11 protein-coding genes are annotated in these 16134 nt (G+C 72.5%); 3 read left to right on the top strand and 8 right to left on the bottom strand.

Features of this window, described 5'->3' with window-relative positions; genetic code table 11:
* Positions 1-689: 689 nt before the first annotated feature.
* The 3 genes from ACIGAN_RS13665 to ACIGAN_RS13655 form a co-directional block, all read right to left on the bottom strand.
* The gene (locus tag ACIGAN_RS13665; protein WP_365098801.1) at positions 690-2414 is read right to left on the bottom strand and encodes a BCCT family transporter; all 1725 of its coding nucleotides are present in this window, start codon (positions 2412-2414) and stop codon (positions 690-692) included.
* A gap of 82 nt (positions 2415-2496) precedes the next feature.
* Positions 2497-3774, bottom strand: coding sequence for a M14 family metallocarboxypeptidase (locus ACIGAN_RS13660; RefSeq protein ID WP_399857273.1), 1278 nt, complete (start codon positions 3772-3774; stop codon positions 2497-2499).
* Positions 3771-5726 carry a Xaa-Pro dipeptidyl-peptidase gene (locus tag ACIGAN_RS13655; RefSeq protein ID WP_399857271.1) on the bottom strand — a complete coding sequence of 652 codons (1956 nt, stop codon included), beginning with the start codon at positions 5724-5726 and terminating at the stop codon, positions 3771-3773. The genes ACIGAN_RS13660 and ACIGAN_RS13655 overlap by 4 nt, the downstream gene beginning before the upstream one ends.
* Before the next feature lie 200 nt (positions 5727-5926).
* Between ACIGAN_RS13655 and ACIGAN_RS13650 the strand changes: the two genes are divergently transcribed.
* Positions 5927-7453: a M1 family metallopeptidase gene (locus ACIGAN_RS13650; RefSeq protein ID WP_399857269.1), complete on the top strand. Its 1527-nt coding sequence runs from the start codon at positions 5927-5929 to the stop codon at positions 7451-7453.
* A gap of 99 nt (positions 7454-7552) precedes the next feature.
* A complete protein-coding gene (locus ACIGAN_RS13645) occupies positions 7553-8440 on the top strand; it encodes an arginase family protein (protein WP_399857267.1) in 888 nt (295 codons plus the stop codon).
* 68 nt (positions 8441-8508) lie between these two features.
* On the opposite strand, the gene ACIGAN_RS13640 is transcribed toward ACIGAN_RS13645, so the two are convergent.
* Complete coding sequence (locus ACIGAN_RS13640; RefSeq protein ID WP_399857265.1) at positions 8509-9975, bottom strand: amino acid permease; 1467 nt, start codon at positions 9973-9975, stop codon at positions 8509-8511.
* A gap of 269 nt (positions 9976-10244) precedes the next feature.
* On the opposite strand from ACIGAN_RS13640, the gene ACIGAN_RS13635 reads away from it, so the two are divergent.
* Positions 10245-10973 carry a MerR family transcriptional regulator gene (locus tag ACIGAN_RS13635; protein WP_399857263.1) on the top strand — a complete coding sequence of 243 codons (729 nt, stop codon included), beginning with the start codon at positions 10245-10247 and terminating at the stop codon, positions 10971-10973.
* Between the two features lie 15 nt (positions 10974-10988).
* Here ACIGAN_RS13635 and ACIGAN_RS13630 read toward each other — a convergent pair whose 3' ends face one another.
* From ACIGAN_RS13630 to ACIGAN_RS13615, 4 genes are all read right to left on the bottom strand, one after another.
* Positions 10989-13163: a 3-hydroxyacyl-CoA dehydrogenase NAD-binding domain-containing protein gene (locus tag ACIGAN_RS13630; RefSeq protein WP_399857261.1), complete on the bottom strand. Its 2175-nt coding sequence runs from the start codon at positions 13161-13163 to the stop codon at positions 10989-10991.
* A gap of 34 nt (positions 13164-13197) precedes the next feature.
* Positions 13198-14412 (bottom strand): acetyl-CoA C-acetyltransferase, encoded by a 1215-nt coding sequence (locus ACIGAN_RS13625; protein ID WP_365098809.1) that lies wholly within the window; start codon positions 14410-14412, stop codon positions 13198-13200.
* 11 nt (positions 14413-14423) lie between these two features.
* The gene (locus ACIGAN_RS13620; protein WP_365741340.1) at positions 14424-15569 is read right to left on the bottom strand and encodes a CaiB/BaiF CoA transferase family protein; all 1146 of its coding nucleotides are present in this window, start codon (positions 15567-15569) and stop codon (positions 14424-14426) included.
* 109 nt (positions 15570-15678) lie between these two features.
* Entirely contained in the window at positions 15679-16059 is a 381-nt protein-coding gene (locus ACIGAN_RS13615) for an MmcQ/YjbR family DNA-binding protein (RefSeq protein WP_399857258.1), read from the bottom strand.
* Positions 16060-16134: the final 75 nt, after the last annotated feature.

Here is a 16134-nt window from a genome sequence, read left to right as displayed (position 1 = left end):
GGCGCGGCGGGGGGGCGGAGAGGTGCGGGGGGCGCGGCGGGGGGCGCCGAGGTGCGGGGGCGCGGGGGTGATCGGGCACCGAGGCGCGGGGGTGATGAGGCGCGGGGGCGCAGGAGCGCGGAGGCGGGGGCGCGGGGGCGCCGAGGCGCAGGGCGCCGGGGGTAGTGGGGCGCCGGGACGGGGCGCCGGAGCGCGGGGGTGCGGAGGCGCCGGAGCGGCAGAGCACCGAGGCGCCGGAGCGCGAGGTTGATGGGGCGCCGAAGCGCCGGGGCGCGGGGGTGATGGAGGAACGGGGCGCGAGGCGCCGGAGCACGGGGGGTGATGGGGCGCAGGGGTGGTGGGGTGCCGGGACGCGAGCGGTGATGGGGCGCAGGGGTGCCGGGGTGCCGGGACGCGAGAGCGCAGGGGCGCCGGGGTGATGGGGTGCCGGGGTGATGGGGTGCCGGGACGCGAGAGCGCCGGAGTTCCGGAGCGCCTGGGCGCCGGGTTGCCGGAGCGCCGGGGTGCCGAGGTCATGGGGCGCCGGGGCGCCGGAGCGCCGGGTGATGGGGTGCCGCGGGGCGGGGTGACGGGGTGATGGGTGTCGCGGGGCGGATTCCGGTGTGGTCGGGGCCGGGCATCCTGCCCGGGGCGCCCCGGGTGGGATGCCCCGGGGCGCCGCAGGGGCGGGCCGGTGTTCAGGGGCCGGGTCAGTGTTTGCCGATCGGGTCGCCCTCGACGTCCGGGCCGCGGCCCGGGCCGACGCGGAACTCGAACTCGCCGTCGTACTTCTTGTGGCCCTCGATGACGGCCTGCTCGACGGCCTCGGACCCCATCTGCTCGCGCACGATCACCGGGTCGCGGCGCAGGTCGCGCATGAGCGCGACGCACATGAAGGTCATCACGACGACGAACGGTGCCGCCGCGAGGATCGTGAGGTTCTGCAGGCCCGTCAGGGCGTCGCCCTGCCCGCTGCCGACCATGAGCATGATCGCGGCGACCGCGCCGGTGACCACGCCCCAGAACACCACGACCAGCCGGCCCGGTTCGAGCGCGCCCTTCTGCGACAGCGTGCCCATGACGATCGAGGCCGCGTCCGCGCCGGAGACGAAGAAGATGCCGACCAGGATCATCACGAGCAGGCTGGTCACGGTGGCGATCGGGAACTGCTGGAGCACGCCGAAGAGCTGGCCCTCCGGGGTGGTCTCCTTGCCGAGCTGCCCCTCCTCCTGCATCTTCATCGCCGAGCCGCCGAAGATCGCGAACCAGACCAGGCTGACCGTGCTGGGCACGAGGATGACCCCGCCCACGAACTGCCGGATGGTGCGGCCCCGGCTGATCCGGGCGATGAACATGCCGACGAAGGGCGTCCAGGAGATCCACCACGCCCAGTAGAAGACGGTCCAGCTGCCCAGCCAGTCCGCGACGCCCTCGCCGCCGCTGGCCTCCGTGCGCCCGGCCAGCCGGGGCAGGTCGCCGAGGTAGGCGAAGACCGAGGTGGGCAGCAGGTCCAGGACGATGATGGTCGGCCCGGCCACGAACACGAACAGGGCGAGCACCAGCGCCAGCACCATGTTGGTGTTGGACAGCCACTGGATGCCCTTCTCCACACCCGACACCGCGGACGCGACGAAGGCCAGGGTCAGCACCGCGATGATCGCCACGAGCAGCCCGGTGCTCACCTTGTCCATCCAGTCCAGCTCCTGCACACCGGAGCCGATCTGCAGCGCGCCGAGCCCCAGGGAGGCGGCGGAGCCGAAGACCGTCGCGACGATCGCGAGGATGTCGATGACCCGGCCGGCGGCGCCGTTCGCGTTCTTCTTGCCGATGAGCGGGGTGAACACGGCGCTGATGGTCTGCCGGCGGCGCCTGCGGAAGGTGCTGTAGGCGATGGCCAGGCCCACCACGGCGTAGATCGCCCAGGGGTGGAGCGTCCAGTGGAAGAGGGTGGTCGCCATGGCCGTCTCCATGCGTTCGCCGGAGTCGGCCGGATCGGTGCCCGGCGGGGCCGTCGTGTAGTGCGACAGCGGCTCGCTCACGCCGTAGAACATCAGGCCGATGCCCATGCCTGCGCTGAACATCATGGCGACCCAGGAGACCGTGCGGAACTCGGGCTCCTCGCCCTCCGCGCCCAGGTGGATCCGGCCGTAGCGGCTGATCGCCAGCCACAGGGCGAACACGACGAAGCCCGAGGCGGCGAGCATGAACGCCCAGCCGCCGTTGTGCATCAGGCCGCTGAGCATGCTCGTGGAGACGTCTTCCAGCGAGTCGGTCGCCGCGGCGCCCCAGACCACGAAGGCGAGGGTGAGCACCGCTGTGACGCCGAAGACGACGCGGTCGGTCTGCGGCCGGTTCCGGCCGGGCAGGCCCGCTTCCGACCCCGGCAGCGCGGCTCCCTCGTGGGAGTCCTTGTCGCTTGGTCGTTCTTGCGTCACAGGCGGCACCTTTCATCGGGACAGCGTGGAGAATCGGTTCCTCCGTAACGCTGCTACCACGTGTGGCGGATTTTCACCCTCCTCAGCACGCGGTTTCGCGTGAACCTCCCGTCAGGTGGTACTCGGCCCGGTCGTCGAGCAGCAGCGGGACGAGTGCCCGCAGGGACTGGCGCAGGGGGACGAGCACGCCCTCGGCGTCCTTGCGCACCCGCACGCCGTGCAGGGCCAGTTCGTCGCCGACCTCGGCGTACTGGGCGGCCGTGAGCCGGTACCCGCAGGGCGGGTCCGGGACGAGCTCGGACGGTTCGGGGGGATCGTTGTCCGCGCCGCCGAGGTAGACCGGGCCGCTGTCGGCGTACCCAGCGAGGCGGGCCCGTCCCGTGGCCGCCTCGATCCGGCCACGGCGCTCCTCGGTGAAGCCGAACAGGCCCTTCAGGGCGGCCAGTTGCGAGGTCACCCGGCGCCGGTTGTTCAGCGCCTCGTCAGCCTTCTCGGCGTCGGTGAGCGGGTCCACGCGGCTCTCGATGAGCAGGCCGACGGAGTGTTTCACCCCGGACATGTTGCGCAGGATGCGCTCCTGCCCGTCGCCGGCGACCTGCCGGATCGGCTCGCCCGTGTCCGGGTCGGTCCAGATGCCGTAGGTGCCGGTCGAGTGGCCGGCCCGCTGCGCGGCGGGCCGGACGTAGGCCTCGGAGAGCGTGCGCGCCTCCTCGTGGACCGCGTCATGGGTGTTGAGGTTGCGCGGCCACAGGTCGAACAGGGCCTTGTCGTAGTAGGGGGGTGTGGCTCCGTACTCGTGCAGGTCGTAGACGAGGTCGGGGCGCTGGTCGCGGATGACGGCGGCGAGGGCGCGGCCCTCGGCGGTCCTCAGGGCGAGGTGGTCGCGGTTGATGTCGACGCCGTCGCCGTTGCCGCGGGTGTGCGCGGCCCGGCCGTCCGGGTTGGCGGTGGGCACGACGAGGACCGTGGTGCGGTCCAGGAAGCGCCGGGTGCGGCTGTCCTGGGCGTGGGCGAGGTCGCGGACGGTGGTCAGGCAGGCTTCGCGGCCGGAGGGCTCGTCGCCGTGCTGGCTGCACACGAGCAGCACCTTGTTCGGACGGGGCCGGGTGCCGATCCGGACGAGCTGGAGGGGGCGGCCCTGCTTCGTCGTGCCGAAGCGGGTCACGGAGACGCGGCCGCTCAACCGGTCCACGGCCCGGAGGAAGTCCTGCTCCTCGGGCTGGGTGGTCCAGCGGGCGCCGTTCGTCTGCTCGAAGCCGGTGCGTGGCGGTGCGTCCGTGGCCGTCGCCTCGGCCGGGACGGCGACCAGGGAGGCGGCGAGCGCCGCGGCGGTCAGGGTCAGGGCGCGGGCGCGGATCACCGGGCTTCCCCCGGGACGCGGTGGGTGGTGCGCGGCTCCCGGACGCCGTCCAGGAGGGAGGCGCCGGGCGTGGCGGACGCGGCACCGGCGGTGGCGCGGGCGAAGGCGGTGGCTCCGCCGGCGAACGGCACGCGTGCCGAGGTGCGGGCGAGGTCGAGCTTCAGGGTCGGCCGGTCGGCGGGAGGGTCGATGAGATCCTTGTCGGTGCCCGCGACGATCAGCGCCAGGCGGTGGCCCTTCGGCACGACGTGGTCGGTGGCCGCCAGGTCGAGGGTGATCGTGTACCGCTTGCCCGGGGTGAGCGGGGCGCCCTTGCCGTCAAAGGCGTGGTTGCCGAGGTCGGCCCAGCCGCGGCTGACGATCGTGTAGTCGACGTCGGTGGTCTTCGCCTTCGTCTCCTTGAAGCAGGCGCTGTCGCCGGCGGTGCTCGCGCCCCAGCAGGTGCGGTCGGCGAGGGTGGTGATGCCCTCGCCGGCGTCGGCGTAGTCGCGGATGGTGGCGGGGCCGATGTCCACGAGGACGGCGGAGAGGTGGGCCGTCGGGGTGGAGGGCGTCGCGGTGACGGTGACCTCGGAGGAGCCGGACAGGCGCAGGTCACGGGTGAGCGGTCCGGTGACGAAGCCGGCCTTCTCCGGTGTCGGCTTGTCGATGTTCGCGGCCCAGTCGGTCTCGCTCAGCGCGGGGTCGTCGGTGACGGTCGCGGTGCCGTGGCGGCGGTGCAGGCCGAGGGTGCCGACGCCGTCCTGGGCGCCCGGGCCGGGGCGCAGGGTGGCGGCGCGGGTGCCGGCCGGAGGCCAGGTCCGGGAGGTGCTCCACCGGTCGGGCGCGCGCTCGATGTCGGCCATGGGCGCGCGGTCGATGCCGTTGTCGTAGCCCATGAGTTCGTGGTCGAACCAGCGGTGCAGGGTGTCGACCCACTCCGCGCGCCGGAAGTCGAAGGGGTCGACGTGGCCGGTCTGCGAGAGCCAGATCTTGCGGTCGACGCCGTTCTTCGCGAGGGCGTCCCACCACTGGCCGACGTGCTTCATGCGGACGTTGAGGTCCTGCAGGCCGTGGACGAGGAAGACGCTGGCCTTCACCTTGCGCGCGGCCCTGACGTAGTCGCGCTCGGTCCACAGCGGGGTCCAGTCGCCGCTGCGCGGGGCACCGTCGGCGAGCTTGCGCTGCACGGCCGCGCAGGTGGCGCGGGCGTCGGGGCTGTTGACGTAGTTCGAGAGCCAGTCGGGGCCGGAGTCGTACAGCGGGGCGCCCTGCTGGAAGTAGTAGTCGTACCAGGAGGAGATGGCGCTGATCGGGACGATGGTCTCCAGGCCCTCGACGCCGGTGGCGGCGACGCCGTTGGCGATGGTGCCGTCCCAGCTCTTGCCGATCATTCCGGTGCGGCCGTTGGTCCAGTCGGCCTCGGCGCGGGTGGTGCCGGTGCGGGTGGTGTAGGCCTTGGCGCGGCCGTTGAGCCAGTCGACGACGGCTTTGGCCGACCGGACGTCGGAGCGGCCGCCGACGTCGACGCAGCCGTCCGAGCGGTTGGTTCCGGCCAGGTCGACGCCGACGACCGCGTAACCGCGCGGGACGAAGTAGTTGTCGTAGAACAGCGGCAGCTGCACGACGTCGCCGTGTCCGTCGTACGTCTTCTTCTGGCTCTCGTTGCCGCGCCCGCAGCAGGAGTAGTACGGGCTGGCGTCCATGATGACGGGCACCTTGCGGCCCTGGGCGGCGGGTTCGCGGGGGCGGACGATGTCGACGGCGACGCGGTCGGCCTTTCCGTCGCCGTTCCCGTCGAGTCCGGTGTCCACCCAGACGGCCTCGCGGATGGCGTTCTCGTAGGAGTGGACGGGTTCGCTCCCGCGCGGTGCCGCCTGTGCGGCCGCCGGGGTGAGCAGGGTGGCCATCAGGGCGGCCGTGGCCGCCGTCGCGAGCGGTCTCCAGGTCGTGAAGCGCGTGCGTTTCGGCATGCGCCGGACGGTACATCGGTGAACTCCTGTGCAGAAGAGGGCGGCTGACGGACCGGCGTGTCCGGGAGGGGCCGGCGGGGCGCCTGTCCCGTGTCGGCCGAATGGCGATCGTGTGACAAGAGAGGCCATGGACATGACCAGAGACGCAGGGAGTCAATAGGCTCCGGACAGACTTCGGGACCTACGACTTGGAGCCTTGCGTGCACCGCAGAATCATCGTGCCGGGAGCCCTGGCAGCGGCCGTTCTCCTGCTGGCGATCCCGGCATCGGCCGCCCCCCACTCCCCCGGCGCGCCGGGGATCGGCGACCCCTACTACCCGGCCTACGGCAACGGCGGATACGACGTCTCCCACTACGACCTCCGGCTGAAGTACCAGCCGGCGACGGACGAACTGGAGGGCACGGCCACCCTCGTGGCCCGCACCACCCAGGACCTGTCGCGCTTCAACCTCGACTTCCTGCTGGACGTCGACGAGGTACGCGTCAACGGGGTCAAGGCCTCGTTCACGACCTCCGGCGAGCACGAGCTGGAGATCACACCGAAGACCCCGCTGTCCAAGGGCACCGCCGTCACCGTCGTCGTGCGCTACCACGGCGTGCCGTCGTCGAAGCGGGCCTACGGCTTCACCAGCTGGCACCGCACCCCGGACGGCGGTGTCGCGGCCAACGAGCCGGAGGCGGCCGCCTGGTGGTTCCCGAGCAACGACCACCCGCTCGACAAGGCCACCTACGACGTGTCCGTGCTGGTGCCGGACGGCACGCAGGCCATCTCCAACGGCACGCTCCAGTCGACGAGTTCACGGCTCGGCTGGACGCGCTGGAACTGGCGTTCCAACAAGCCGCAGGCCACGTACCTCGCCACGCTCGCGGTCGGGAAGTTCGACCTGACCACCGGCACGACCGAGAGCGGCATCCCGGTCGTCAACGCGTACAGCAAGGACCTGGGCGACCACGCCGGCGCGGCCCGCGCGAGCATCGAGCGCAGCGGCGAGATCGCGGACTGGCTGAGCGGATACTTCGACCCCTACCCGTACAACGCGCTCGGCGGGTACGTCCCGAACACCACCACCGGCTACGCGCTGGAGACCCAGACCCGGCCGTACTACAGCCCCCGGCAGTTCGCCAACGGGTCGAACGTGTCCGTCGTCGTCCACGAGCTGGCCCACCAGTGGTACGGGGACGCGGTGTCCCTCAAGGGCTGGAAGGACATCTGGATCAACGAGGGCTTCGCCCGGTACGCGCAGTGGCTGTGGTCGGAGCACGAGGGCGAGGGCACCGCGCAGGAGCTCGCCGACTACGTGTACGCCTCGCACCCCGCCGACGACCCGTTCTGGACGGTGCGGCCCGGGGATCCCGGACCGGACGAGCAGTTCGACATCGCGGTCTACGACCGGGGCGCGCTGGCCGTGCAGGCGCTGCGCAACGCGATCGGCGACGAGGCGTTCTTCACGATCCTCAAGGGCTGGCCGCAGAAGTACGCGCACGGCAACGCCTCCGTCGCCGACTTCCGGCGCTACGCCGAGGAGGTCTCCGGCAAGCCGCTGGCCGCCCTCTTCGACACCTGGCTGTTCCAGCCGTCCAAGCCGGGGGTGCCCGCGGCCCGGGCCGCGGCGGTCGCGAAGGCGGGCAAGACGGTGACCCCGCCCAAGTCGTGGAAGAGGATCGCGGCGACCAACGGGGTGCACGAGCACGGCGGCCACGCGGAGGGCACGGGGCACCGTCACTGACCGCGCCGCGTCCCGCCGAGCGGTCTACGGTGGGCCCATACGCACCGGGCGTACGGGCCCGGCGGCGTGACACGAGGGCGGCCGACGGAGGTGCCGGGCGTGCGGGACGTGGCGATCGTCGAGGCACCGTCCGTGCTGGGGCTGCGCCCGACGGGGGTCGAGGACCTGGCGCCGGCGCTGCTCGGCGCCGGGCTGGCCGAGGCGCTCGCGGCGCAGCCCGCGGGGCGGGTCGAGCCGCCGCCCTACGACCCGCGGCGGGACGCGGCGACCGGGGTGCTGAACCCGGACGGCATCGCGGCCTACTCGGCGCAGCTGGCCGACGCCGTGGGCGCGGTCCTCGACGGCGGCCGGTTCCCGCTGGTGCTCGGCGGCGACTGCAGCGTGCTGCTCGGCGCGCTGCTGGCGCTGCGCCGCCGGGACCGGCACGGGCTGCTGTTCCTCGACGGGCACACGGACTTCTACCAGCCGGAGGCCGAGCCGGCCGGCGAGGCGGCCTCCATGGAACTCGCCCTGGCCACCGGGCGCGGCCCGCGCCCGCTGGCCGACCTGGAGGGGCGCGGCCCGCTGGTACGGGACGAGGACGTCGTCGCCCTGGGGTTCCGGGACGCGGAGGAGTCCGCGGCGTACGGGATGCAGCCGCTGCCGGACGGGCTGCACGCGCTGGACCTGCACACCGTGCGCGCCCTCGGGGCCGGCGAGGCCGCCCGGCGGGCGGTCGGCCTGCTGACCGGCTCGGGCGGGGGCGCCGGCTACTGGGTCCATCTCGACGTCGACGTCCTGGACGACGCGGTGATGCCGGCCGTCGACCACCGGCTGCCGGACGGCCTGTCCTGGCAGGAGCTGGAGACCGTGCTGGGGACGGCACTGGCCGGTGACGGCGCGGCCGGCCTCACCGTCACGATCTTCAACCCCCGCCTGGACCCCGGCGGGACGATCGCCCGCCGGCTGACCGGCTGCCTGCTGCGGGCCTTCGGCGTCCCGCGCTGACGGGACGCTCCCCTTCCGGCCGGCGGACCGGCCGCTCGCGGCACTGGCGGTGGCCCGGGCCGGGGCCGCTACCCCGCCAGCTCGGACAGCTCCTGGTCGGCCGTCTGCGACACCCGGCGGCGCACGCCGAACCAGCCCGCCACCAGCATGATCGCGATCAGCGGGATCAGCAGGAGCGTCTTGCGGCCGACCTCGGGGTCGTTCCACATCATGGCGAGGCAGGCCATCAGGAAGGCGATCGTGGCGATCTCCGTGACCGGGCTGCCGAAGAGGCGGAAGGAGGGCCGGGCGACCAGGCCCGCCTTGGCACGGCGGACGAAGACCAGATGGCAGATCATGATGATCACCCAGGTGCTGATGATGCCGAGCGAGGCGACGTTCAGCACGATCTCGAAGGCCTGGGCCGGCACGAGGAAGTTCAGGCCGACGCCGAGGACGCAGACCGCGCAGGTGAGCAGGATGCCGCCGTAGGGGACCTGGCTGCGGTTCATGCGGGCGGTGAACTTCGGCGCGGAGCCGGCCATCGCCATGGAGCGCAGGATGCGGCCCGTGGAGTACAGGCCCGAGTTGAGGGAGGACATGGCGGCCGTGAGGACCACCAGGTTCATCACGTCGCCCGCGGCCGGGACGCCGATCTTCGACAGGACCGTGACGAAGGGGCTCTGGTCGGCCGAGTAGACCGAGCCGGGCAGCAGCAGGGCGAGCAGGACGACCGAGCCGACGTAGAACAGGCCCACCCGCCACATGATCGAGTTCACCGCTCGCGGGACGACCTTCTCCGGCTCGGCGGTCTCGCCCGCGGCGACACCGACCAGCTCCAGCGCGGCGTACGCGAAGATCACGCCCTGCATGACGAGGACGACCGGCATCACGCCGTGCGGGAAGACGCCGCCGTTGTCCGTGATGACGCTCAGGCCAGGCGTCCGGCCGCCGACCTCGTGCTGCGTGGCGAGCAGGAAGATCCCGATGAGCATGAAGCCGACCAACGTCGCGACCTTGATGATCGCGAACCAGAACTCCATCTCGCCGAAGATCTTCACCGAGATCAGGTTCACGGCCAGCACCACCGCGAGGGCGATCAGCGCCAGCACCCACTGCGGGATGTCGGTGAACAGGCTCCAGTAGTGCGTGTAGAGCGCGATCGCGGTGATGTCGGCGATGCCGGTGGTCGACCAGTTGAGGAAGTACATCCAGCCGGCGACGTAGGCGCCCTTCTCCCCGAGGAACTCGCGCGCGTAGGACACGAAGGAGCCGGAGGAGGGCCGGTACAGGACCAGCTCGCCGAGGGCCCGCACGACGAAGAAGGCGAAGACGCCGCAGACCAGGTACGCCAGCGCGAGCGCCGGGCCCGCGTTGTGCAGCCTGCCGCCCGCCCCCAGGAAGAGCCCGGTGCCGATCGCGCCACCGATGGCGATCATGTTGACGTGGCGGGCCTTGAGGTCCTTGCTGTAACCGGCGTCGCCCGCGTCCGCGGGCACCTGGGCCGCATCGGTGCGCGGCGCGGCCGCAGCCGTGTTCACGGCGTCCTTGCTCACGGGTGGTTCCACTTCCTGGATCGCCCCGGACGTCGTGGGTCCGGGGTCCGTACAGTGCGTTGGCCCGCACCACCCTTGTGACGCGGCACAGACCAAGGCAGCACTTTCCCACACGCCTCAGCTCGCACACGGTGACCGGCGTCACAGAGCGTCACTTCTCACAAGGTCCACCAGGGACCCGCACAGTGGCCGCCCGACGTTCACCGCATGGTCATCGCTTGCTGCGGACGAGGTGTCACAGCACTGGTGGGACAGCGATACTGCTGCACATGACGACCGACGCCGACGAGCCGACCCTCACGATCGACGAGCTGGCCGCCCGGTCCGGAGTCACGGTGCGCACGGTCCGCTTCTACGGCACCAAGGGGCTGCTGCCGCCGCCGGTGCTCGGCCCCCGGCGCGTGGGGCACTACGGGCCCGGGCACCTGGCCCGGCTGGCGCTGATCGAGGAGCTGCAGCGGCAGGGCATGACGCTGGCCGGCATCGAGCGCTACCTGCGGCAGCTGCCGCCCGGCCTGAGCGCGCACGACCTGGCCGTGCACCGGGCGGTGGTGGCGTCCTGGGCGCCGGACACCGTCGAGACGGTCACCCGCGAGGAGCTGGCGCGCCGGGCCGGGCGGCCGCTGGACGAGGAGGACGTCGAGCGGCTCGTGGCGATGGGCGTGATCCGGCCCGCCGAGGACGGCTACGAGGCCGACCTCGGCCTGCTCAGGCTGGGCACCGGGCTGCTGGACGTGCCGCTATCCCCCGAGGCGATCTTCGCGGCGCGCAAGGTCCTGCTGGAGCACGCGCGCGCCGCGGCCCGGGAACTCTCCCAGCTCTTCCGCGGCGAGGTGGCGGAGCGCGACGCGCGGGACGTGCGGTCCCTGTCGGCGCACATGCACCCGCTGGTGGTGCAGGCGCTCCTCACCGCGTTCCAGCGCTCGCTCAAGGAAGAGTTGGGCGAGTGGCTGACCCGCCCCGCCGGCGGGCCGGCCGCGGACCAGGGCCACGCCTGATCCAAACGACACGACCTAGTCGCTGAAGCGCTCCCCCTTCTCCGCCTTCTCGACGAGCAGGGCGGGCGGGGCGAACCGGTCGCCGTAGCGCTCGGCGAGTTCCCGCGCGCGGGCCACGAAGCCGGGCAGCCCGCCCCGGTAGCCGTTGATGTACTGGAGCACGCCGCCGGTCCAGCCGGGGAAGCCGATGCCGAAGATGGATCCGATGTTGGCGTCGGCGACGGAGGTCAGCACGCCCTCCTCCAGCAGCCGGACGGTGTCCAGCGCCTCGGAGAACAGCATGCGTTCCTGCATGTCCTCGAACGGGATCCGGTGGCCGGGCTTGGTGAAGTGCTCGCGCAGGCCCGGCCAGAGTCCGGCGCGCCTGCCGTCCTCGTCGTAGTCGTAGAAGCCGGCGCCGCCGCTGCGGCCCGTGCGGCCGAACTCCTCGACCAGGCGGTCGATGACGGCCTCGGCGGGGTGGGGCGTCCAGGTGCCGCCGGACTCCTCGACCGCCCGCCTGGTCTCGGCCCGGATCCTGCGGGGCAGGGTGAGGGTCAGTTCGTCCATGAGGGACAGGACCTTGGCCGGGTAGCCGGCCTGGGCGGCGGCCTGTTCGACGGAGGCGGGCTCGATGCCCTCGCCGACCATGGCGACGCCCTCGTCGAGGAAGTGGCCGATGACGCGGGAGGTGAAGAAGCCGCGCGAGTCGTTGACGACGATCGGCGTCTTGTTGATCTGCCGGACCAGGTCGAAGGCGCGGGCCAGGGCCTCCTCGCCCGTGCGCTCGCCCTTGATGATCTCGACGAGCGGCATCTTGTCGACCGGCGAGAAGAAGTGCAGCCCGATGAAGTCGCCCTGGCGTTCCACGCCTTCGGCGAGGGCGGTGATGGGCAGGGTGGAGGTGTTGGAGCACAGCAGCGCGTCGGGGGCGACGGCGTGCTCGATCTCCTGGAACACCTTGTGCTTGACGGAGGTGTCCTCGAAGACGGCCTCGATGACCGCGTCGCAGCCCGCCAGGTCCTGGACCTCGGCCGTGGGCGTGATGCGGGCGAGCAGCGCGTCGGCCTTCTCCCGGGTCGTGCGGCCCTCGGCGACGGCCTTGGCGCACAGCTTCTCGGAGTAGCCCTTGCCCTTGACGGCCGCCTCCAGGGAGACGTCCTTCAGCACGACGTCGATGCCGGCACGGGCGCAGGAGTAGGCGATGCCGGCGCCCATCATGCCGGCGCCGAGGACGGCGACCCTGGAGACCTTGCGTGGCTCGACGCCCTGGGGACGGTTGGCGCCGGAGTTGACGGCCTGGAGGTCGAAGAAGAACGCCTGGATCATGTTCTTCGAGGTCTGCCCGGTGGCGAGTTCCACGAAGTAGCGGGCCTCGATGACCTGGGCGGTCTCGAAGTCGACCTGGGCGCCCTCGACGGCGGCGGCGAGGATGTTGCGCGGGGCCGGGTAGGGGGCGCCCTTGGTCTGCTTGCGCAGGGTGGCGGGGAAGGCGGGCAGGTGGGCGGCGAACCCGGGGTGGGCCGGGGTGCCGCCGGGGATCTTGTAGCCCGGCCTGTCCCAGGGCTGCTGCGACTCGGGGTGGGCGTCGATGAAGGCACGGGCCTTGGCCAGGAGTTCCTCGTGCGTGTCGGCGATCTCGTCGACGAGGCCGTTGTCCAGGGCGCGGCGCGGGCTGTACTGGGTGCCCTGGAGAAGGACCTTCAGCAGGGCGTCGGCGATGCCCAGCAGCCGGACGGTGCGCACGACGCCGCCGCCCCCGGGGAGCAGGCCGAGGGTGACCTCGGGGCAGCCGATCTTGGAGCCGGGCGCGTCCAGGGCGACGCGGTGGTGGCAGGCCAGGGCGATCTCGTAACCGCCGCCGAGGGCGGCGCCGTTGAGGGCGGCGACGACGGGCTTGCCGAGGGTCTCGATGCGGCGCAGGTTCCGCTTGACGGCCATGCCGCCGTCGAACAGCTCCTGGGCGGTCTCGGGCGTGACGCGGATGAGGTCGCGCAGGTCGCCACCGGCGAAGAAGGTTTTCTTGGCGGAGGTGATGATGACGCCCCGGACGGAGTCCCTCTCGGCCTCCAGCCGGTCGGCGACGGCGGTGAGGGAGTCGCGGAACGCCTGGTTCATGGTGTTCGCGGACTGGTTCGGGTCGTCCAGGACGAGGGTGACGAGACCGGTGCGGTCCTGCTCCCAGCGGATGGTGGTGGATTCTGTGCTCATGTGGAGGTGCTCCGTGTGATCCGTCAGGAGGAGGTCAGATGCGCTCGATGATCGTGGCGACGCCCATGCCGCCGCCGACGCACAGCGTGGCGAGGCCGTAGCGCTTGTCCTGGCGCTCCAGTTCGTCGAGGAGGGTGCCGAGGATCATCGCGCCGGTGGCGCCGAGGGGGTGGCCGAGCGCGATCGCGCCGCCGTTGACGTTGACCTTGTCCAGGGGCAGGCCCATGTCCCGCACGTAGCGCAGCACGACCGCGGCGAACGCCTCGTTGATCTCGACGAGGTCGATGTCGTCGATGGTCAGCCCGGCTTTGGCCAGGGCCTTGCGGGTGGCGGGGGCGGGGCCGGTGAGCATGATGGTGGGCTCGGAGCCGGAGACCGCGGCGGAGACGATCCGCGCGCGGGGCGTGAGGCCGTGGCGCTCGCCGACCTCCCTGGAGCCGATGGCGACGAGCGAGGCGCCGTCGACGATGCCGGAGGAGTTGCCCGCGTGGTGGACGTGGTCGATCTTCTCCACCCAGTGGTACTGCTGGAGCGCGACGGCGTCGAAGCCGCCGTGTTCGCCGATGTCCGCGAAGGACGGCTTCAGCCTGGCGAGGGAGTCGGCGGTCGTGCCGGGGCGCGGGAACTCGTCGTGGTCGAGGACGACGAGCCCGTTGCGGTCCTTCACGGGGACGACGGACCTGTCGAAGCGGCCGTCCTTGATGGCGGTGGCCGCCCGTTCCTGGGACAGGGCCGCGTACTCGTCGACGTCCCTGCGGGAGAAGCCCTCGATGGTGGCGATGAGGTCGGCGCCGATGCCCTGCGGCACGAAGTTGACCTGGAGGTTGGTCATCGGGTCGTTGAACCAGGCGCCGCCGTCGGAGGCCATCGGCACCCGGGACATCGACTCGACGCCGCCCGCGAGGACGAGGTCCTCCCAGCCGGAACGGACCTTCGCGGCGGCGAGGTTGACGGCCTCCAGTCCGGAGGCACAGAAGCGGTTCTCCTGCACTCCGGCGACCGTGTCGGGCAGTCCGGCGGCGATGGCGGCGATCCGGGCGATGTCGGAGCCCTGGTCGCCGACCGGTCCGACGACGCCGAGCACGATGTCGTCGACGGCGGCCGGGTCGAGGTCCGGGAACCGGGCGCGGATCTCGTGGATGAGTCCGACGACCAGGTCGATGGGCTTGGTGCCGTGCAAAGCGCCGTTGGCCTTGCCGCGCCCGCGCGGGGTGCGGATCGCGTCGTAGACGTACGCTTCGGTGCTCACGAGGGGGCCTTTCACTGAGGGGTGGGGGACGAGCGGAGCAGCCCGGGAACGTCCCAGTCCCGGGCGACGTCCGCCGTGTCGGCGCCGGGCCGGGCCGGGCCGCTGCGGACCGAGGTCGGGGTGGCGGAGAAGCGGGGGGCCGGGGCGGGCTGGGTGATGCCGCCGTGGTCGGTGAAGGTGCCGCGGGCGGCCAGGTGCGGGTGGTGGGGGGCCTCCCGCAGGGACAGCACGGGCGCCACGCACGCGTCGGTGCCGTCGAACACGGCCGTCCACTCGTCCCGGGTGCGGCTCTTGAAGCGGGCGGCGACCTCCTGACGCAGTTCCTCCCAGCGGGTGACGTCCGTGCGGGCGTCGCCCTGGTCCTCGATCCCCAGCAGGGCGAGGAACTCCTCGTAGAACTGCGGCTCCAGGGCGCCGACGGCCATGTACCGGCCGTCGGCGGTCTCGTAGGTGCCGTAGTAGGGGCAGCCGCCGTCGAGGAGGTTGGCGCCGCGGCGGTCCTGCCAGGCGCCGGCGGCGAGCATGCCGTGGATCATCGTGGCGAGGTGGGCGGTGCCGTCGACGATGGCGGCGTCCACGACCTGGCCGGTGCCCCTCGCCCGCGCGTGGTGGAGGGCGGCGAGCACGCCGACGACGAGGTAGAGGGAGCCGCCCGCGTAGTCGCCGAGCAGGTTGGCGGGGACCGGCGGCGGCTGGCCGGGACGGCCGGTCAGGCCGAGGGCGCCGGTGGGGGCGATGTAGGCGATGTCGTGCCCCGCGCGGGGGGCGAGCGGGCCGTCCTGGCCCCAGCCGGTCATCCGGCCGTACACCAGACGCGGGTTGCGGGCGTGGCAGTCCCCGGGCCCGACGCCGAGGCGCTCGGCGACGCCGGGGCGGTAGCCCTCGACCAGGACGTCGGCCCGAGCGGCCAGTGCGAGGACCCGGTCCGGGCCGTCGGGGGCCTTCAGGTCGACGAGCACCGAGCGCTTGTTGCGGTTGGTGACGTCGCAGGCCGGGTCGATGCCGAGGCCGGGGCCGCCGGGCCGGTCCACGCGTACGACGTCGGCGCCGAGGTCGGCCAGGAGCATGGCGGCGAACGGGGCGGGCCCGATCCCGGCCAGCTCGACGACGCGCACGCCGGTGAGCGGGCCGTGTGCTGCCGTTCCTGCCGTGGTCATCCGGCCCCCAGTGCTGTGACACCGATGATGTAACACCAGTGATGCTAAGAACACGTTCCACTCCGCACAAGAGCGGAACGAGCAAGCGCTTAGCAATGTGCCGTACGGGTCAGCCCCCGTCCAGCTCGGCCGTCAGCCGCTTCGGCGCGATCACCCGGTAGCTCTCCTCCACCCAGTCGCACAGGAGCTCGGCGGACGGGGCGCCCTGCGCCTCCAGGGGGATGCTGACCCAGCCCGCCTTGCCCAGGCCGTATCCGGCGGGCTCGGCGCCGGGGCAGGCCAGCGCATGGGCGTGCGCCGTCTCGTCCGTGAGCTTCACCGTCACCCCGAGGGGGTGACCGCCGTCCTCCACACCGAGGAAGACGAACACCTTCCGGTTGACCTTCACGACGGACTCGCCCCAGGGGAACTCTTCGGCGGCGCCCGGCAGCCCCAGCGCGAACGCGCGCACTTTCTCCCGCTTCTTCAGGGCATTCCTGGGCACGGCCATCGCGTTCCTCCGGGCTCGTCGTCGGGCTCCGCACCGCTCACGCTAGCCTCGGCCACCGACAGCGGCACGGGCTGC

It is taken from the genome of Streptomyces sp. NPDC085931 (assembly GCF_044540565.1).
In the GTDB taxonomy this organism is placed as follows: domain Bacteria; phylum Actinomycetota; class Actinomycetes; order Streptomycetales; family Streptomycetaceae; genus Streptomyces.
Note: the sequence above shows the minus strand (reverse complement) of the source record. Positions and strands in the feature narration are given on the sequence as shown.